The sequence below is a fragment of the Faecalimicrobium dakarense genome, assembly GCF_000499525.1.
GTDB lineage: Bacteria > Bacillota > Clostridia > Peptostreptococcales > Peptostreptococcaceae > Faecalimicrobium > Faecalimicrobium dakarense.
Genome location: NZ_HG529431.1, coordinates 35,181 through 55,518, shown reverse-complemented (window position 1 = coordinate 55,518; position 20,338 = coordinate 35,181). Strand labels below are relative to the sequence as shown.

Here is a 20,338-nt window from a genome sequence, read left to right as displayed (position 1 = left end):
ATACAAATGAGTAGACTTTATATATCCTACTATGGAGATTTTATTTCTGTAGTTGATGGATATTATAAGAAAGACAAATTCATCATAGATGATGTATATTTTTTATCATCAGATGACGTAGAACCAAATTTCACAGATAAATATAATTTATTAAAATACGCTCTTAAAATAAATAAATCAAAGGCAAAGAGTGCTATTTTATGTTTAAACACGAATGATGTAATAGTTAAATCTAATAAGATAGCCAAAATAGATTCAAAAGATTTAGATGCTATTATGTCTATGGAAATAGATGAAATGATTTCTCTTGAGAGAGAGGAGTATAATTTTTCATATGAGGTATTAAGGGAGTTTAGTGACCAGGGTGAAGAATATTTAGATTTAATACTAGCTGGTTTATACACTAAAGAAGCTGAAACTATAATAGATATTTTTACTGAAAATAACTTAAAACTAGAGTGTATAGATATATTACCAGCATCATATTCAAGAGTATTAAAAGAAGTCGAATATAGTGATATTATGATTGTTGATACTGGAGATTATAGTAGTGCTATAGAAATATATAAAGAAGATTCTCTTTATATTCACGATAACGTTCCTGTTAAGTTAGGCAACAATGCACAAGATTATGATTATATGAGACTAGTTGATGAAGCTAATGGCCTTATGAACTATTACTCATCAAGGAACTTTGGGAAGATAGTAGATACTATTTTGATAGTCGGAAAATATGCTCATAATGAAGAAATTAGAAAAAATTTCTCTAAACTGTTTAGTAGCGAAATAATATCAGGTATAGAGAATTTATACGATATATATACGGATATAAAAGGGGATATTCAATATAGTGAGCTTAATATGATAGTTGACATTATAGGATGTATGTTAAGAGAATCTGAAAAATCTCAATACAATAGAATGAATTTATTACCTTTAGAAGTTAAAAGACAACAAGAGAGAAAAAAACAGATATCAAAAATTTTAAAGATAATTCCATTAGGATTAGTTGTACTTTACATACCGATACTTTCATTAATTATGATGAAAAAATTAACTGATAATAAGCTAGAAGGAGTTAATACTCAAATAGCAGAGATTAAAGAAGAATATAAGCAAATTGATAATATAGAAAATAAGATTAAACTTAAGCAAGAAGAAATAGAAATATACGACAAGCTTATAAATAAAGAGCCTAGATGGGGAGACATGCTTACGGCTATAGATAAAAATATTCCTTATAAAGTTTGGCTAGAAAACTTAAGATTATCTTATACACCAAAAGATGAAAAACAAGAAAATAGTACAAGTAATGAAAATATTAATAATGATTCAAATGATGAGAATAAAACTGAGGATAGTAAAACAGAAAATAAAGAAATTCCTTTATATGATAAAGTACCTAATAGCATAAGTATGAGAGGTAGTGCAGCTACTCCAACTGATGCTGCTAAATTTGTATATAATATTAAGTTATTACCTTATTTTGAAGAAGTTAAGTTTTCAGGAGTAACTGAGAAAATATCAGAAGATGAAAATAGTAAGAAAACTTCCTATAGCTTTAGCATAACAGCTAAATTAAAGGAGGGAATGATAACTAATGAGTAAATTAATAAAAGAATCTAACAAAGAAGTTGAAGATAAAAAGAGCATATGGCAAACAGATATAAAAGACTTATTTAAAACAGATATATTAAAAAAAGAAGTTAGCGCTAAGGGGTTATTGGTCACATTAGGAGTAGTTTTAATTTTAGGTTTATATGGTTATTTTTTCGTGTTTCCTAAATTTACTCAATTTATGAAATCTAAAAATAATCTTGAAAGTTCATTAAGCGAGTTAAATGGTTATAAGCAAGAATTAGAAGAACTCCCTGTAAAACAAGAAAAACTAGATAGCTTAACAAGAGAAGCTAAAGCAAAAAGTAGACAACTAAGTCATGATATGGAAGATGGTTTATTTTTAATAGGGCTTGATAAGATTATGAAAAGTTTAGATATAAAATTAAACAACTATCAAATATCAGATAGTGTAAACTATACTAATTTCTATGCAATACCAATGTCATTAAATGTAGAGGGAGACTATAGAAGAATAAGAGAACTAATTTATTACCTGGAAGAACAAAAGAATATAACACAAGTAATGGATTATAATATGAGTGCTAAAATGACTGAAGTAAAAAAGGAAACTGCTAAAAGGGTATATTGGACTATAGAAGATACTAATTATCACTTAGATAAAGAATGTAAAAATATGCTTGAAGGAAATGTTCTATATGGAACACCGACTCAAAGTGGAGGAAGAAAACCAGACCCCGATTGCGTAGGAGATGCATCAAATACTATAGATGTGAAAGTAACATCAAAAGCAAGTGGAGATATATCAGCAAATATTGACTTTATAGTTTATAGTTCAGATAAAGATATAATCAAGTTAGAGACTGATAATCCAGCGACTTGGAAGCATGGCAAGTACAATCCGTTCCAAGATACATTGAATTAATAATAATTTAATATGACATATTTTAAATTGCATCTTATAGATAATTTTCTGAGATGCAATTTATTTGCATAAAGGTGGTGGAATATTGAAGGAATATATTAATAAGTTAAAGAGAAACAATGGTTCATCAATGACGTTAGTTATATTAGCGATGGCTATTGTTACTATAATTATACTTTCATTTACTATACAAATTGGAAATCAGCTAAAGTCTACAACTAAAAATCAGGAATCTTTACAGAAAAAATATGATGCAGAATCTGTTATAGAAGACATAATATCTGAATTTATAGAAAGTGTAGATGTTAGCAAAGGGGATGAATTATATAATATTAACCATAAAACATGGACGAGTGATGAAATAGCAAATATTGATGTCAATATAACAGAAAAAGAAACAAATAACTCTACAACATTTACTCTAAAAATTAAAGAAATTAAAGAAAGTTTAAGTAGTAAGATAAATGTAACAGTTAGTGATGTAAGTGGAGAGAAATATAAAGAGACATGTAACATAGATTATGAAGTTATTTCTTGGAGGAGCAAATAATATATGAAAAATAATACAAATGAAGGTTTTACATTATTAGAATTATTAGTATCATTAGCTATTATTACACTTATAATGTTTGCTTTCTTTAGGATATTAAATACTACTATTAGAGTTAATACAAAAAATGATAGAGATATAAAAGCTTTAAATGTAGCTCAAACAGAAATAGAAAATCTGAGAAAACAAATTAAAAATAAGCCGTTAGATAATAGAGAAAGAAGACTAATAATATATAATGATTCAAACCAAAGTAAAGATAAATCAGAAGAAATATTATTTAATAATGATAAGTCTAAAAAGGAGTACTCTCATATACTTATAAATGAAAATGGTAGTAAAAATAAATACAATATAACGTTAGATATTGAAAGAAAGTTAATACAAGGTAATAAAAAATACAATAATTCAAATATGATATCCTCATCTTTTAATGATTACGAGTATAATATTGATATAAATGTAGAACTTGAGGATAAGTATTTTAGTAAAAAAGATACTAGTCTAGAAGGTATAAGAATATTGGCATCTTCTTCAAATTTATCAGAAGATAATGAAAATCAAGATGGAGATGATTCTCATACGCCAAAGCCACTAAGCGAATATCACATAAGAATACATACTACTGATGATTGGGATTTAGATAAACCAAATGAATCATTTAAGGTTGCTAATGAAACAACAATATCAAGTAATCAAGTTAGATCTCTAGGGCCAGAGAATATAAGTATCAAAAATGATAAAATAAAAATTCAGTACATGCCAGATGGGATATTAAATGGAAATCCTTTTATGCAAATGGATATCATAAATAGAGATGAAACCCATAAAGTTTATAAAGAATATGGTTTTTCATATAATGATTATGATTATATAGATATCTATATAGAGCATACAGGTATGCAACTAAATGATTTAATCATAAATGGAGAAAAGATAGATAAAGTAAACAAAAATATTAGAAAAAAGATAGATAAAAGTAAAAAAGGGATAACATTAGAGTTTAATGGTGGAATTAAATTAAGAGATGGAGATATATCTGGTCCGAACTCTAGTATAAGAAGTGATATATTTATTGCATTCTCAAAATAAATTTTAGTAAGGAGATAAATACTTATATGAATATATTTGCGCTATTAGAAATAGCAGTAGAACTTGGAGCATCAGATGTACATATAACAGTTGATTGTCCACCAAGAGCAAGAATAAAAGGAAAGTTTGTAAATCTTAGAGATGAGAACTTAACACCACAAGATACAGAAGATATGTCCAGGGAAATAACAACACCTAAAAACTTCAAAAGATTGCAAGAACATGGAGAAGTAGATTTCTCTGTAGCTCTTGACAATGGAGATAGATTTAGGGTTAATGCATACAAACAAAAAGGCAACTATGCAATTGCAATAAGAACTATAACGGCAACAATACCTACATTTCAGACTTTAGGATTACCAGATGTTATGGCTACATTTGCCCAAAAACATAAAGGTTTAGTTCTAGTAACAGGACCAACAGGTAGTGGTAAAAGTACAACATTAGCGAGTTTGATAGATATAATAAATACTAATAAAGAAAGACACATAATAACACTAGAAGATCCAATTGAATATGTACATCATCATAAAAAAAGCATAGTAAATCAAAGGGAAATTGGCAGTGATACAGAAAGCTTTAATTCAGCACTTAGAGCAACGCTTAGACAAGATCCAGATGTTATTTTGGTAGGAGAGATGAGGGATCCAGAAACAGTTTCTATAGCATTAACAGCAGCAGAAACAGGTCATTTAGTATTTTCTACACTTCATACGATAGGATCTGCTAAGACTATAGATAGAATAGTAGATATGTTCCCAGCGGAGCAACAGCAACAAATAAGAACACAACTATCTACTGTTTGTGAAGGTATAGTATCTCAACAATTAATACCAACGATAGATGGAAGAAATAGAGTGGCAGCTCTTGAAGTTATGATAACAACACCAGCTATAAGAAATTTAATAAGAGAAAATAAGACTTATCAAATTCAAAATATAATACAAACAGGATCAAAAATTGGGATGCAATCAATGGATCAAGAACTTACTAATTTATATAGACAAGGTAAAATTTCTAAAGAAAGTGTTTTAAGTAGATGTTCTGACTATGAATATACTTCAAGACTAATGGGTGGTATGAACTACTAAATATTATTATATATTGGGGGAAAGTGTATTTGAAAAAACTAAATAATAAAGGATTTACATTGCTAGAATTATTAGTTTCTATTTTTATAATTACTACAGTTATATTTATAGGATATAAAATTATAAATAAATCAACTACATCAGTTAAAGAACAAGGGAATATAAATAGCGGTCAATTAACTATGAATGATATTAATAAATATTTGACTAATGATTTAGAGCAAGCAAAAAGTATAAAATTACTTTTGGATAAAGATGGAAATAAAAATGCATATGATTATGAATTAGTGGCAGAAACAAAAAATGAAAAAATTCAAAAAATTAATGACAAAGAGGATATTTTGGAAAAAGGAGTTGTAGAGGTAATTAAACCAAAACTAGATGACAAGACTATATCAAAGTTTAATTATCAATATATAATAATAGGCAATAGAGAAAGTAATTATGATTCTAAATATACAGTAGAAATAGATAAAGAAAATAGAAATATTAAGTATACTATATCAATTATTGATAAAAATGGAGTTAAAATTGATTTCGTAAAGGATGGAACTATAAAAGCTAATACCCTACCATTTATAATAACTGGAAATAATCCATATAAAGTAACCATGGGATATGAAAGTAAAAAAGATAATTTTAATAAATATGAGTTTGAGGTAGTGTCAAGATTAGATAATATTACTGGTGGAGGTACAGCAGAGCCGGAAGAACCAGAAAAACCACCGATAGAGCCGCCTAAAGATGAAATTCCACATCCTGATGATATAGATAAGGAAAAATCTTTAGCGATAGGATTTTGGACTGCAGATAAATCTAAATTTGAAGAACAAAATGGATTATATAAGGATTCTTTATATACATGGATAGATGATAACGGAAAATTTGGGCATCAAGATTTAAGGAATCAAGAAGAGTTTTATATCAGAGGAGATAACGATAATGGTAATAGTGGGCACTCAAATGCTTATATAGGATACAATCCAGACTATCAAAATAATCAAGCAGAGGTTCATAATACATCAAGTAAGGCGAGTGATATTGATAAAATTAAAATTTATGTAAGTCCACATACAATACTTAAAAATATAAAAATTAATTTGAATCATGCAACATTTTATGGAGTAAAAGAAGTAGGTAAAACTGAAAATTTAAATTTGAATAATGGTAAATATACATTACAAGGTAATGAAAATGGAACATGGTATGAAGTTTTATTTACTAAACATAATAGTAATAAAGCTAATTTTATTATTGACGGTAAATTAGCAATAGATAAAGAAAAAGTTTCATCAGGATATGGAATGATCGTGTATGGAGAAAAATATAGTACAAGTCAATCTAATGGAGATATAGTTTATGAATGGCAAAATAGTGAAAATGGATATGAAGTAGAAGCTTATGCTACTGTAGGAAATGATAAAAATAAAAGAAATGAAAAACAATATAACGAAACTCGAAATATGAGTATACAAATAGACAAAGGAAGTTCACCAACTATGATTAGGGCTAGAGGTATTGACAGAGAGATAGCGACTAGTCACAATGAATTTAAAAATATAAAAGCAGTACAATTAAAGGTAGAAGGAAAATTAAAATTAAGTGATATTAAATTTAACAATAATCATATTGGAACTTTAAATCATAAGAATCCTTCTATAATATTAAATCTAAATACAAATCAAATGTCTAATAATTTAGAGGCTAATTTCAACTTTGGGAACATGAAAAATAAGAAAGATTCAGGAAAATTAATAGTCAATTTTATATATTAAAGATTAATCGTAAAATTTAGGGAGAATTAATGATATGGATATATATTTTACAATAGTTTCATTTATATTTGGTATAATTCTAGGTAGCTTTTATAACGTATGTATCTTCAGAATACCAAATAATCAATCAATATCAAATCCACCGTCACATTGCTATAACTGTAACAATAGATTAAAGCCACTAGACCTTGTACCAATATTAAGTTGGGTATTCCTAAAAGGAAAATGTAGATACTGTGGTCAAAAAATATCACCAAGATATCCGTTAATAGAGCTATTAACGGGTATATTATTTGTGTTATTATTTCATGTATATGGATTAAATATTATAACCATATACTATTTAGCACTAATATCACTACTTATAATAATAACATTTATAGATATAGACCACTTTATAATACCAGACAGCCTAATAATATTTGGATCAATATTTGCAGTACTATTCAACTTAACAGGTCAAGGCGTAGGGTTAAAAGATAGCATACTAGGAGCTGTAATTTGTGGTGGAGGAATGCTACTACTTATAAATATAATAGAACTTATAGTTAAAAAAGAAGTAATGGGTGGAGGCGATATAAAACTCTTCTTTATGACAGGTTTATTCCTTGGAATAAAAGGAGGGCTTTTAACAATACTTCTGAGTATATATGTAGGGGCGATTTATGGTATAGAAGTAATAATATACAGTAAAATAAAAAAACAAGAATACAATTCAATGATACCTTATGGACCATTTATATCTGTAGGTGCATTAATAACAGTTCTATGTGGAACTAATATAATAAATTGGTATTTAAACCTATTTATGTAAGAGAGAAGATAATCGCTAATTCGATTATCTTTTTTATATAATAATTAGTACATTGAATTAAAGATATGAAATAAGGTTAATACTAATATTAACCCTACTATTATATAAAATTATGATTTATATAATAGGAATTTCTATAATATTAGCATATTTAGCAGATAAATGCTTATATAAAATATGCAAAGAAATAATAAGAACTAAGTATATAACATTATTTATATACGTAAGTATAATATTAACTACAGTGATAATTTATTATAAATATCAATCAACATCAGACCTTATTAAATATATATCACTATTACCATTTATAATAATTATCTCAATAATAGACTATAAAACAACATACATATATGATATAACATTAGTTAGTGGTATAATTGTTCAAGGTGCAATTTTCCTAATAACAATAACTTCTAAAGAAGAATTGATAAACTATATAATAGCATTATTAATAGGGCTAATGATACCATTTGTACTAGCGAAAACAACCAAAGGATTAGGAGAAGGAGACATAGGCTTATTTGGCTTATGTTGTTTTGCGTTGGGATACAATTATAGCTTTTATTTAATTATTTTATCTTTTATTTTAGCTTCTATATATTGCATGTATTTAATTTTTATAAAAAAAGGCAAAATAAGAAAAATACCATTTGCACCATTTATATCATTAGCAACGATTATGATAATGTTGACGAAATACGATTTATTAAATTTTTATTTTTATAGTATTGATCGATTATTTTAAGCCGTGTATGGGCTAAGAAAGTTTTACATAATTAACAATCAAAGGAGGAGACGAAATGTACGTAATAGTAGGGTTAGGAAATCCAGGAAAACAATATGATAAGACAAGACACAATGTAGGTTTTGATGTTATAGATATGTTGGCGAAGGAATATGGGATAAGTGTGACGAAGATAAAACATAAGGCTTTAATTGGAGAAGGAAGAGTAGGAACAGAAAAAGTTTTATTAGTTAAGCCACAAACATATATGAATTTAAGTGGAGAAACTTTAATAGATATATATAAATACTATAAAGTGGATTTGAGCAATATAATAGTAGTATATGATGATATCGATTTAGATGTTGGAAAAATAAGAATAAGAAAAAAAGGTAGCGGTGGAACTCATAATGGAATGAGATCGATTACTAAATGCCTTGGATCAACAGATTTTCCAAGAGTAAGGGTTGGTGTTTCTAAACCAATACCAGGACAAGACTTAGCTGACTTTGTATTATCAAGATTTAGAAAAGAAGAAGCTATTGACTTAGCAACAGGATTAGAGAAGGCTTGTAATGCGATAGATTGTATTATAAGAGAAAATATAGATTTATCTATGAATAAGTATAATGGATAGCAAGAGGGGGATTTAAATGAAAGAAGATGTATTTATATACCCTTTGCAAAATTCAAAAGAATATAAAGATATAATAAATTGCATACAAAAAAATAAAGGATCATTACTAATTAATGGTCTTTTGCCAATGCAAAAACCTCATATAGCATATTCTATATTTAGGGACCTAGATAAGCAGATTGTGTTTGTGGCAAATAGCGATTTAGAAGCTAAAAAAATATATGAGAACTTAAGTTTTTATATTAAAGATAAGGTAGAATATTTAGGTTTTGGAGATATTCACTTTTATCATCTAGATGCAAAGGATAGAAATGAAGAAGCTAAAAAATTAAAGGTGTTGCTAAAATTAGCTAAAGGTGAAGATATAATTTTAGTAACATCTATTGAAGCTATTATGAAAAAATATACACCGAAGGAGATATTATTAGAAAATATATCTACTTATAAAATAGGAGATATTATTAATTTAGAAAAATTAAGTGAAAACTTAGTTTCATTAGGGTATGAAAGAGTATCAGCTATAGAAGGATTTGGACAATTTAGTATAAGAGGCGGGATAGTAGATATTTTTCTTTAGAATATACAAACCCAATTCGTATGGAATTATTTGATGATGAGATAGATTCTATACGAACTTTTGATGTATTTTCACAAAAATCTATAGAGAAAATAAAAGAGTTTTCTATAACGCCATCTAGGGAGTTTATATATCCATCTATAACTGAAGATGCTGTTAACAGAATAAAAAAAGATACTACAAAAAATACTAATGAAGATATATTCAACGATATAGACAATATATCTAGTAAAACTTATTTTGAAGGTATAGAAAATTATATAGATTATATATATACAGATGAAAATAAAAGTTTATTTACTTATTTAAAGGATGATGCAATCGTATTTTTCAATGATATAAGTAGGACAAAAGAAAGATGTGAAAATTATACTAATGAATTTAGAGAAAACTATAAGTTAAACCTTGAAAGAGGATTAGCTATAAAAAATCAAGGTAAACTACTATATGGTTACAGTGATTTAGAGTTTATTTCACAAAATAAAAAGTTAGTATTAAATACACTGCTTCCGAAGCCTATAAATGATTTTAATATAAAGTCTATTGTTAATTTTGAATGTAGAGAAATACCAAATTTCAATGCTAAATCGGAGGTTTTAGTTGAAGAACTAAATAGATTAAAATACAACGGTTACAAAATTATTTTGGCAACAAATACATTAGATAGAGCTAAAAAACTACATTCTGACTTATTAGATTTAGGTCTAGAAGCTATAATAGCTAAAGAAAGAGATATGGAATTAAAGTCATCTCAAATAGTAATTATACCTGCTCGTATAAGTAATGGATTTGAATATAAATCTATAAAATTTGCAATTATCACTGATAATGAAATGATAGGTGTTCATAAGAGAACATCGGCTTCAAAATCAAATAAGGCCAAAAAAGGTAAAAAAATCGAATCATTTATGGATTTAAATGTTGGTGACTATGTAGTTCATGAAAATAGTGGAGTTGGTAGATATACAGGTATTGAGCAAATTACTGTTAATTCTATTAAAAAGGATTACATGAAAATAGTTTACCATGGTGGAGATAATTTATATGTACCAATAGACCAAATGGACAAGGTTCAAAAATATATAGGTGCAGATGTTGAAAAGGTTAAATTAAATAAACTTGGAACAAATGAATGGAGTAGGGCTAAGGCTAAGGTTAAAAAAGAAATAGAGGATATGACAAAAGATCTTATAGAACTTTATGCTAAGCGTGAAAAAGTAAAAGGATATAAGTTTGATAAAGATACACCTTGGCAAGGTGAATTTGAATCACTATTTCCTCATCAGGAAACAGATGATCAATTAAAAGCTATCGAAGAAACTAAAAAAGATATGGAATCAGATAAAGTTATGGATAGACTTATCTGTGGGGATGTTGGATATGGTAAAACAGAAGTAGCCATAAGAGCAATATTTAAGGCTTGTATGGAGCAAAAGCAAGTTGCAGTATTAGTTCCTACTACAATACTTGCTCAACAGCATTACAATACATTTAAAGAAAGATTTGAAAACTATCCAATAAGAGTAGAAGTTTTAAGTAGATTTAAAACTCCAAAGCAACAAAAACAAATTATAGAAGATGCTAAAAAAGGGTTAGTAGATGTGCTAATAGGTACTCATAGAATAGTATCTAAAGATATAACTTTACCTAATTTAGGACTTGTAGTTATAGATGAAGAGCAAAGATTTGGAGTTAGACATAAAGAAGCATTAAAGCAAATAAAATCCACTGTAGATGTGCTTACATTATCTGCTACACCTATTCCAAGAACTCTTCATATGTCTCTTAGTGGAATAAGGGATATGAGTGTTATAGAAGAACCTCCTCAAGAAAGGCATCCAGTAATTACTTATGTTACAGAAGGTAAGGAAAGTATAATACAAGATGAGATTGAAAGAGAATTAGGTAGAGGTGGCCAAGTATTTTTTGTTTACAATAGAGTTGAACATATAGAAGAAATGGCTAGCATGATACAAAAATTAATACCTGATGCAAGAGTTGCTGTGGCACATGGAAGAATGACATCTAAGGCACTTGAAAATATAATTTTAGGATTCTTAAACAAAGAGTTCAATGTATTGGTTTGCACAACAATAATTGAAACTGGTATGGACATATCAAATGCTAATACTATGATTGTATATGATGCAGATAAAATGGGTCTAGCACAGCTTTATCAGTTAAGAGGTAGAGTTGGAAGAAGTTCTAGACAAGGTTATGCATATTTAATGTATGAAAAAGATAAAGTACTTAGTGAAATAGCTGAAAAAAGATTAAAAGCTATAAGAGAATTTACTGAGTTTGGATCAGGATTTAAAATAGCTATGAGAGATCTTGAAATAAGGGGAGCAGGTAATATATTAGGTTCTCAACAACATGGTCATATGGCGGTGATAGGATATGAGTTATATGTAAAAATGCTAAATGATGCTATTAAAAAGGTTAAGGGTGAACCAATAGTTGAGGAAGTGGATGTAGAAATCGATTTAAGTGTAAATGCATATATACCAGATACTTATATTACTGATGAATTATTGAAAATAGAAATGTATAAAAAAAATTGCTTCTATAGAAAATAAAGATGATATGAATGATGTATCTGAAGAGTTAGAAGATAGATTCTCAGATATACCAAAAGCAGTTCAATGCTTATTAAAGATAGCTTATATAAAGACTCTATGTAAAAAGCTTAAAATAGAAAAAATAAGACAAGTTAAAGATGAGATATTATTAATTCCTACGACTAGATACAAGACAAAGGAAAAAGTAGGGTATAATATAGTTACAGAATTGGAAGAATTACTAGAAAAAATGTGTAGTGTTAAATAACTTAATAACAGAAAGGGTGTTTTAATTTGAAGAAGATAATGGCAATAGCTATGTCTATAATGTTAGGGGTGTCTGTGACTGCTTGTAGTAGTGGTACTAAGGACGATGATGTTGTAGCAACAGTAAATAATAAGAAGATAACTGTTGGGGAGTATAAAAAGGCTTTAGATTTAAATAAACAAGCTACTGAATCCATGTATGGAGAAAGCATATGGGACATGGAAGTAGAAAAAGGTAAAAAATATAAAGATTTCTTTAAAGATTCAGTTATGGAACAAATGATAAATACTCAAATATTATATGAACAAGCTAAGAAAGAAAATTTATTACCATCTAAAGAAGATGTAGATAAGAAATTTAAAGAATTTGAAAAAAGCATAGCAGAAAATAAAGCTTACAAAGAAAATATGAAAAAGCTTGGAATAACTAATGAAGATATAAAGAAAGAACAAGAAATTGGTTTAGCAATACAAAATTACCAAGATAACTTTAAAAAAGTTACAAAAATAAGCGATGAAGAAATAAAAAAATACTATGAAGATAATAAAAAAGAATTTTATGAAGATAAAGTAAGAGCATCTCATATATTAATATCTACAGTTGATGAAAATAACAAACCTCTTCCTGAAGCTAAAAAAGCAGAGGCTAAGAAAAAGGCTGAAGATATATTAAAAAAAGCTAAAAGTGGAGAAGAATTTTCAGCTTTAGCAAAAGAATACTCAGATGATAAAGGTTCAGGTGCCAATGGAGGAGATTTAGATTTCTTTGAAAAAGGGGCAATGGTTCCTGAGTTTGAGGCTGCTGCTTGGAAATTAAAAGTAGGCGAAATATCTGAATTAGTAGAAACTCAATTTGGATATCATATAATAAAAGTAACTGATAAAAAACAAAAACAATTAACTTTTGATGAAGTTAAAGATACTATAAAAGATAAATTATTAGGTAATAAATATACAGAAACTATTAAGAAATTAACAAAAGATGCAAAGATAGAAAAAAATGAAAAAGTAATGGAGAGTGTAAAATTCTAAAAATAAAAGGCTATGTTTAGTAAAACATAGCTTTTTTTGCATAATTTTCTTTTCATTGGTAAAAATAAGCTTAAAGTTACTAATGGAGGGATTAATTTAATGAGAGCGACAGGGATTGTTAGAAGAATAGATGATTTAGGAAGAGTTGTAATTCCTAAGGAAATAAGGAAAACTCTAAGAATTAGAGAAGGAGATCCGCTAGAAATATTTACAGCAAAAGATGGAGAAGTAATATTAAAAAAATACTCACCAATAGGAGAACTAAATGAATTCTCTCAAGAATATGCAGAAACTTTAGGAGAAACTTTAGGTTATGGAGTTGTCGTTACGGATTTAGATTCTATAATAGCTGTTTCAAAATTAGCTAAAAAAGATTATAAAGAGAAAAGCATAAGTGATGAACTAGAACAGCTAATAGAAAATAGAGAAGTAAAACATAGCGATAATAGTAAAATAGTACCTTTGCATAAAGATGATTCGATGGAGTATACTAGCCAGGTAATAATGCCTATAGTTAGTTCTTCAGGAGACTGTATAGGCTCAATAATACTAGTTTCTAAAGAGTCGAATGCTTTATCTGAAGGTGAAGAAAAAATATTAAAAATAGCTGCTAATTTCTTAGGAAAACAAGTTCAATAGTTATTTTTAAAAAAGACCCTAAATTTTTAGGGTCTTTTAAAGTTATAGTAATATATTGAATAAGTTGTTGAATATATGATATATTAAAGTTTGTTATATAAATAAGATGGAGGTTGTGTTATGAATAATAACAAGAATAAAGACTCATTCTTAAAAGGCGCCTTTATACTTGGAGCGGCAGGTATACTCGTTAAAATAATAGGTGCATTTTTTAGAATTCCTCTTGGAAACTTAATAGGGGAAGAAGGTATGGGATATTATCAAGCAGCATATCCTGTGTATACTTTATTTTTAACATTGGCAACAGCAGGTTTTCCAACTGCACTTGCTAAATTAGTTTCAGAAAAATCAGCAATTGGTGATTATAAAGGAGCACATAAGATATTTAAGGTGTCATATACAATATTATTTATGACAGGACTTATAGCATTTGCTATATTTTTCTTTGGTGCGAATTACATAGTAAACAATATAATAAAAAATCCAGGTGCATATTATGCAATGATTGCAATTTCACCAGCGCTTTTATTTGTGCCTGTGATGTCTTCATATAGAGGATATTTCCAAGGTAGAAAGGAAATGACAAAAATAGCAGTTTCTCAAATCGCAGAGCAATTTTTCAGAGTTGCTTTAGGGTTAGGATTAGCATATTATCTAATGAATTCTAATGGTCCTGAATTAGGAGCTGCAGGTGCAATAACTGGGGCTACTATAGGAGCTATAGTTTCTATAATTTACTTAATTTTAGCTTACTTAAGAGAAGGAAAGCAACGTAAGGCTGAGATAAAAGCAAGTAAGCATTTCAAGGACGAATCTGTCTCTAGAATATTAAAGAAAATCTTAGTGGTTGCAATACCTATAACAATAGGTGCATCAGTTATGCCTTTAGTTAATATGGTAGATATTGTTATAGTTATAAGAAGACTTGCTGTAGCAGGGTTCACTGTTGATCAAGCAAATGCAATGTTTGGTCAATTAACTGGGTTTGCTATGGCAATAATAAACTTACCATCAGTAATAACTATTGCAATGAGTATGAGTTTAGTGCCAGCTATATCTGAATCATATGCAGTAGGCAACAAAGCAAAGGCTAAAAAAGATATAAAAAGTGCTATAAAAGTAACATCATTAATGGTACTTCCAGCAGCATTTGGTATTGCAGCACTTGCATCACCTATAATGAGGCTTTTATATCCCAGTCAACCACCAATGGTAGGAACTTTACTTTTAGTTCTTACTCCTTGTGTAGTGTTCTTAGGATTAATGCAAACTATGAATGGTATACTTCAAGGTATGGGAAAACCAATGGTTCCAGTTATAGCATTAGGTGTAGGTATGTTATTTAAAATAGTTATAAGTTATACTTTAACAGCTATACCAGAGATAAATGTATTTGGTTCTGCATTAGGAACAGTATCAGCTTACTTAATAGCAGTTTTAATAGAATTATCTTATATAAAAAGATCAACACATATAAGATTCTCACCTAAAGAGTTTGTTATAAAGCCATTAATAACAGTTATAACTATGTTTGTTGTAGTTAAGCTAGGGTATGGATTACTAAGTGGAATAATAGGTGGCAAATTAGCAACTGTTGTAGCAATTGCAATAGGTGCGGTTGTTTATGGATTAGTACTATTATTCATAGGTGGAATTAAAAAAGAAGAAGTATTAACTATGCCAAAAGGTGATAAGATTTATAAATTACTTAAAAAACTTAACCTTATGAGATAGAAAAAATAAAAATACAAACAAAGGGAATAATTATATGTAGAAAATTTCCTTTGTTTGTGTTATTAAATAAGTAAGAGGAGTTATAATATGGGAAAAATAAGTATTGTAGGACTTGGACCAGGAGATTATTCTCTAATAAGCCAAGGTGCATTAGAAGCTTTACAATCAAGTTCTAGAATTTTTCTAAGAACAGAAAAACATCCTACTGTGGACAAGCTTAAAGAAACTATACAATATACTTCTCTAGACCATTTTTATGATAGCGAAGAAAATTTTGAAAATGTATACGGTAAAATTTCTGAGTTTATCATAGAAGCATCTAAGGATGGAGATTTAGTATATGCAGTACCAGGCCATCCAAGGGTCGCAGAAAAGACTGTAAGCATAATAGAAAGACTAGCTAAACAAAACAACATAGAAGTGGAAACAATAGCTTCTATGAGCTTTGTAGACGCTATGTTTAATTATTTAGCTATAGACCCAGCGAATGGGTTTAAATTACTAGATGCTTTTGAAATAGAAAATTCATATATAGATACAGATACTAACATGATAGTAACTCAAATATATGATCATTTTATAGCATCAAATATAAAGCTAAAGTTAATGGAATATTATGATTATGACCAAGAAGTATGTATAGTAAATGGTGCAGGTGTTAAGAATCTAGAGAGTAAGAAGTATGTTCCATTACATGAACTAGATAGAAGTGAAAATTTATTTAGTTATTTAAGTAGCTTATATATACCAAAAAGTACTAAAAAGATGTATAATACAGTACATGAGCTAGAAAAAATAATGAGTACATTAAGAAGTCCATCTGGATGTGATTGGGATAAAAAACAAACACATGAATCACTAAAAAAATACCTTATAGAAGAAAGCTATGAGCTTTGCCAAGCTATTGATAATGATGATATAGATGAAATCATAGAGGAGCTAGGAGATATTCTCCTACAAGTAATATTCCACTGTCAAATAGGACAAGAAGAAGGATACTTCGATTTAAAAGAAGTTATAAATGGAATATGTACAAAGCTTATACATAGACATCCTCACGTTTTCAATGGACAAAACTTAGATATGTCTGAGTTTGAAAAAACTTGGGAAGAATTAAAGCAAGAGGAAAAAGGTGAGACTAGTATAACTGATGGATTAAAGAGAATACCAAAGTATTTACCAGCACTTTTAAAAGCTGACAAGGTCCAAAATAAAGCAGCACTTGTTGGATTTGACTGGGATAAAATAGAGGATGTATTTAAAAAAATTGAAGAAGAATATCAAGAATTACTTGACGAATGCAAAGCAGGAAATATAAAATACATAAAGGAAGAACTAGGAGATTTATTATTTTCTATAGTAAATTTAGCTAGATTCTTAAATATAAACCCAGAAGAAGCCCTGAACTGTACAAACCAAAAATTCATAAATAGATTTGAGTTTATGGAAAAAAGTGCAATGAATCAAAATAAAGATTTTGAAAAAATGACACTTGAGGAAAAGGACCAACTTTGGAATAAGGCTAAGGCCAACAAACTATAAAATAAATTTGTCAAAAATCTAGAATTTTTATTAAAAATGAAATTCTATATTATAAAAACTTTAGGAGGTAGTATCGTGAACAAAGCTGAATTAGTATCAAAAATAGCTGAGAAAAGTGAATTAACAAAGAAGGAAGCAGAAGCTGCATTAAACGCTTTTATGAAATCTGTTGAAGAAGCATTAGTAGAAGGTGAAAAAGTTCAATTAGTTGGATTTGGAACATTTGAAACAAGAGAAAGAGCTGCTAGACAAGGTAGAAACCCAAGAAACCCAGAAGAAGTTATAGAAATACCAGCTTCTAAAGCTCCAGTATTCAAAGCTGGAAAAGGGTTAAAAGATATAATAAATGGATAATTAATTAGTGAAAAAAGTGTGGGATAATTACCACACTTTTTCTGTATAGTTATATAATAGCAAAGGTTACAACTTAGGAGGATGAAATATGAGATTAGATAAATTTTTAAAAGTATCAAGAATAATAAAAAGAAGAACAGTTGCTAAGGATGCTTGTGATAAAGGTATAGTTACTATAAACGGAAAAGTAGCCAAATCTTCATCAGAAGTTAATATAGGCGATTTATTAGAAATAAAATTCGGGGAAAAAATAATGAAATTTAAAATAAGTGAAATAAGAGAGCATGTACTAAAAAATGATGCTAAAGAAATGTATGAGATAGTAGAATAAATTTAGTATTCCCGCAGTATATTTATAGTAGTATGAATTGAAATATTAACTGGGGGGATCTTATGGAACATAATATAACATTGAAAGAAAGAGAAAACTTAGTTGTTTCGGGTGTAGAGCATATATATTCTTTTAATGACAAAAAGGTAGAAGTGAAAACTTCTGCAGGTGCAATGGTAATAGAAGGTGAGAATCTAGACATGGGAAAATTAAGCATAGATGAAAATATTATAAGTGTAACTGGAACAATAAATTCTATAGTATATACTAAACCTAAACAGCCACAAGAAAATTTCTTTAAGAAAGTATTTAAGTAGATGATGCCATTTACTCAAGACGCGAGTTCTTTCTATGCAACTATCTATGGCGGAATAATTATAGGTGTACTGTTTGATATTTATAGGGCGCTAAAATCCAATTTTAAGTTTATGAAATACTTTTCAGTAGTGTTTGATGCAATATTTTGGATTTTAGCTACCATGGTAATATTTATAACAGTAAACGCTGTAGAATCTTTTGAACTTAGATATTATCATTTTGCCGCACTATTTATTGGTTTTATCTTATATTACAACACCGTAAGTAAATTTATTTTATCAATAATAAATAAAATAATTTATTTAATAACAAGTTTTTTCATAAAAACTGTAAAATACATAGTCAGTATTTCAAACAATTTGTATTACATTATAATCTACTCAATACACTTTTTATTTGATATGATATTTTATATACCTAATATGATTTTAGCAACAAAGAATGTTGTAAAAAGAAAATCTAAAAATAAAACAAAAAGAAAAATAAAAAGAAAAAGGGTGTAGATTAGAGATGAACATAAGAAAAAAATTTTCTGGCCAGTTTATGGTTATGTCTGTATTTGTACTTTTCATTTGTGTAAGTTTAATAACGGGGTTTGTATTTCAACTTACGAAGTTAAAAGAATATAAAGGCGAGATAGCAAGCTTAAATAAGCAAATAAGTGACACGAAGAAAGAGATAAAAGACCTTAAAAAATTTGACAAGACTCAAGACTTAGAAACCATTGCAAGAGAACGATTAAATATGGTTAAGCCAGATGAAACTATATATATTGACATGGGAAGAAGGTAACTTAGTTGCCTTCTTTTTACATAATTGAGAATTACAACTAAACGAAAGATAAGGAGAAAAGTAATGAAAGTAGGAGCTATAGATATAGGTACTAATTCAATGAGATTATTAATAGCAGATTATATAGATGGTAAAATAACAAATAGAGAAAAGTTTGTTAATACAACTAGAATCGGACAAGGTGTAGATGAAAATGGATATATAAAAGAAGATGCTATAAAAAGAAATATAGACGCTTTAAAAGAGTTTGAACTTACTTGTAAGGAACAAAAATGTGAATATATTTATTGTATGGGAACATCTGCACTTAGAGATAGTAAAAATGGAAATTATTTTGTTGATTTAGCCAAAGAAAAGACAGGTATAGATGTTGAGATAGTAAGTGGTAATGAAGAGTCTAATCTAGGATTTAAAGGGGTACTAGAGGGCTTAGAAGATAAAAAAGATATATTAGTTATAGATATCGGCGGAGGATCCACAGAATTTATTATAGGAGATAGAGAAGGAATAAAATTTGCAAAAAGCGAAAATGTAGGTGCGCTTAGAATGACAGAAAAGTTTTTAAGGGAAGATCCTATATGTGAAATAGAGTTTGAAGATATGTCTGAATTTATATTGGATGAAATTAGAGATACGCTAAATTATATTAAGGAAAGGAAAATAGAAAAACTTGTGGGCATCGGTGGAACAATAACATCTCTAGCAGCGGTTAATCAAGAATTAGAAGTATATTCTATGGAAAAAATACATAATAGTAGCATAAGCCATGAAGATATAAAAACAATTCTACAAAATTTAAAGAAAATGACATTAAGTGATAAAAAAACATTAAAAGGCTTACAGCCTAAAAGAGCGGATATTATAACGGCTGGTGTAAAAATATTAAATATAATAATGGAAAACCTAGAAATAGAAAATATAATAGTAAGTGAATACGATAATTTGGAAGGCTTAATATGTCAAAAGTCACAAAAAATGTCTTAATATTTTAGGACAAGCAAA

The 20,338-nt window shown here is 28.2% G+C and carries 19 protein-coding genes and 1 pseudogene; all 20 read left to right on the top strand.

Annotation, left to right across the window (positions count from 1 at the left end; genetic code table 11):
* Positions 1 to 6: 6 nt before the first annotated feature.
* The 20 genes and pseudogenes from BN899_RS17330 (at position 7) to BN899_RS17235 (ending at position 20,320) form a co-directional block, all read left to right on the top strand.
* The gene (locus tag BN899_RS17330; protein ID WP_042278066.1) at positions 7 to 1,608 is read left to right on the top strand and encodes a PilN domain-containing protein; all 1,602 of its coding nucleotides are present in this window, start codon (positions 7 to 9) and stop codon (positions 1,606 to 1,608) included.
* Positions 1,601 to 2,503 (top strand): type 4a pilus biogenesis protein PilO, encoded by a 903-nt coding sequence (gene pilO, locus BN899_RS17325; protein WP_042278064.1) that lies wholly within the window; start codon positions 1,601 to 1,603, stop codon positions 2,501 to 2,503. The genes BN899_RS17330 and pilO overlap by 8 nt, the downstream gene beginning before the upstream one ends.
* An 85-nt stretch (positions 2,504 to 2,588) precedes the next feature.
* On the top strand, positions 2,589 to 3,053 hold the full coding sequence (locus BN899_RS17320; protein ID WP_042278062.1) for a hypothetical protein: 465 nt from the start codon (positions 2,589 to 2,591) through the stop codon (positions 3,051 to 3,053).
* 3 nt (positions 3,054 to 3,056) lie between these two features.
* Positions 3,057 to 4,145 carry a PulJ/GspJ family protein gene (locus BN899_RS17315; RefSeq protein ID WP_042278061.1) on the top strand — a complete coding sequence of 363 codons (1,089 nt, stop codon included), beginning with the start codon at positions 3,057 to 3,059 and terminating at the stop codon, positions 4,143 to 4,145.
* Between the two features lie 26 nt (positions 4,146 to 4,171).
* On the top strand, positions 4,172 to 5,236 hold the full coding sequence (locus tag BN899_RS17310; protein WP_042278060.1) for a type IV pilus twitching motility protein PilT: 1,065 nt from the start codon (positions 4,172 to 4,174) through the stop codon (positions 5,234 to 5,236).
* A gap of 29 nt (positions 5,237 to 5,265) precedes the next feature.
* Positions 5,266 to 7,011, top strand: coding sequence for a prepilin-type N-terminal cleavage/methylation domain-containing protein (locus tag BN899_RS17305; protein WP_042278059.1), 1,746 nt, complete (start codon positions 5,266 to 5,268; stop codon positions 7,009 to 7,011).
* Positions 7,012 to 7,045: 34 nt separating this feature from the next.
* Positions 7,046 to 7,825 carry a prepilin peptidase gene (locus BN899_RS17300; protein WP_042278058.1) on the top strand — a complete coding sequence of 260 codons (780 nt, stop codon included), beginning with the start codon at positions 7,046 to 7,048 and terminating at the stop codon, positions 7,823 to 7,825.
* A gap of 112 nt (positions 7,826 to 7,937) precedes the next feature.
* Positions 7,938 to 8,573 (top strand): prepilin peptidase, encoded by a 636-nt coding sequence (locus tag BN899_RS17295; RefSeq protein ID WP_042278057.1) that lies wholly within the window; start codon positions 7,938 to 7,940, stop codon positions 8,571 to 8,573.
* 55 nt (positions 8,574 to 8,628) lie between these two features.
* Complete coding sequence (pth, locus tag BN899_RS17290) at positions 8,629 to 9,189, top strand: aminoacyl-tRNA hydrolase (protein ID WP_042278055.1); 561 nt, start codon at positions 8,629 to 8,631, stop codon at positions 9,187 to 9,189.
* A 16-nt stretch (positions 9,190 to 9,205) separates the two neighbouring features.
* Positions 9,206 to 12,595: pseudogene (mfd, locus tag BN899_RS17285) on the top strand (transcription-repair coupling factor).
* Positions 12,596 to 12,621: 26 nt separating this feature from the next.
* Positions 12,622 to 13,626, top strand: coding sequence for a peptidylprolyl isomerase (locus tag BN899_RS17280; RefSeq protein ID WP_052356900.1), 1,005 nt, complete (start codon positions 12,622 to 12,624; stop codon positions 13,624 to 13,626).
* A gap of 99 nt (positions 13,627 to 13,725) precedes the next feature.
* Positions 13,726 to 14,265: a stage V sporulation protein T gene (gene spoVT / locus BN899_RS17275; RefSeq protein WP_042278054.1), complete on the top strand. Its 540-nt coding sequence runs from the start codon at positions 13,726 to 13,728 to the stop codon at positions 14,263 to 14,265.
* 120 nt (positions 14,266 to 14,385) lie between these two features.
* Positions 14,386 to 15,999 (top strand): putative polysaccharide biosynthesis protein, encoded by a 1,614-nt coding sequence (locus BN899_RS17270; protein WP_042278053.1) that lies wholly within the window; start codon positions 14,386 to 14,388, stop codon positions 15,997 to 15,999.
* Positions 16,000 to 16,086: 87 nt separating this feature from the next.
* Complete coding sequence (yabN, locus tag BN899_RS17265; protein WP_042278052.1) at positions 16,087 to 17,541, top strand: bifunctional methyltransferase/pyrophosphohydrolase YabN; 1,455 nt, start codon at positions 16,087 to 16,089, stop codon at positions 17,539 to 17,541.
* A gap of 75 nt (positions 17,542 to 17,616) precedes the next feature.
* Positions 17,617 to 17,895, top strand: a complete 279-nt coding sequence (locus tag BN899_RS17260; RefSeq protein WP_042278050.1) for an HU family DNA-binding protein — start codon at positions 17,617 to 17,619, stop codon at positions 17,893 to 17,895.
* 88 nt (positions 17,896 to 17,983) lie between these two features.
* On the top strand, positions 17,984 to 18,226 hold the full coding sequence (locus BN899_RS17255) for an RNA-binding S4 domain-containing protein (RefSeq protein WP_042278048.1): 243 nt from the start codon (positions 17,984 to 17,986) through the stop codon (positions 18,224 to 18,226).
* Between the two features lie 62 nt (positions 18,227 to 18,288).
* Positions 18,289 to 18,543 (top strand): YabP/YqfC family sporulation protein, encoded by a 255-nt coding sequence (locus BN899_RS17250; protein WP_042278046.1) that lies wholly within the window; start codon positions 18,289 to 18,291, stop codon positions 18,541 to 18,543.
* A complete protein-coding gene (gene yabQ / locus BN899_RS20885) occupies positions 18,544 to 19,047 on the top strand; it encodes a spore cortex biosynthesis protein YabQ (protein ID WP_042278043.1) in 504 nt (167 codons plus the stop codon).
* A gap of 7 nt (positions 19,048 to 19,054) precedes the next feature.
* Positions 19,055 to 19,336: an FtsB family cell division protein gene (locus BN899_RS17240; RefSeq protein ID WP_042278041.1), complete on the top strand. Its 282-nt coding sequence runs from the start codon at positions 19,055 to 19,057 to the stop codon at positions 19,334 to 19,336.
* Between the two features lie 63 nt (positions 19,337 to 19,399).
* On the top strand, positions 19,400 to 20,320 hold the full coding sequence (locus BN899_RS17235; protein ID WP_042278039.1) for a Ppx/GppA phosphatase family protein: 921 nt from the start codon (positions 19,400 to 19,402) through the stop codon (positions 20,318 to 20,320).
* The last annotated feature ends 18 nt before the right edge of the window (positions 20,321 to 20,338 follow it).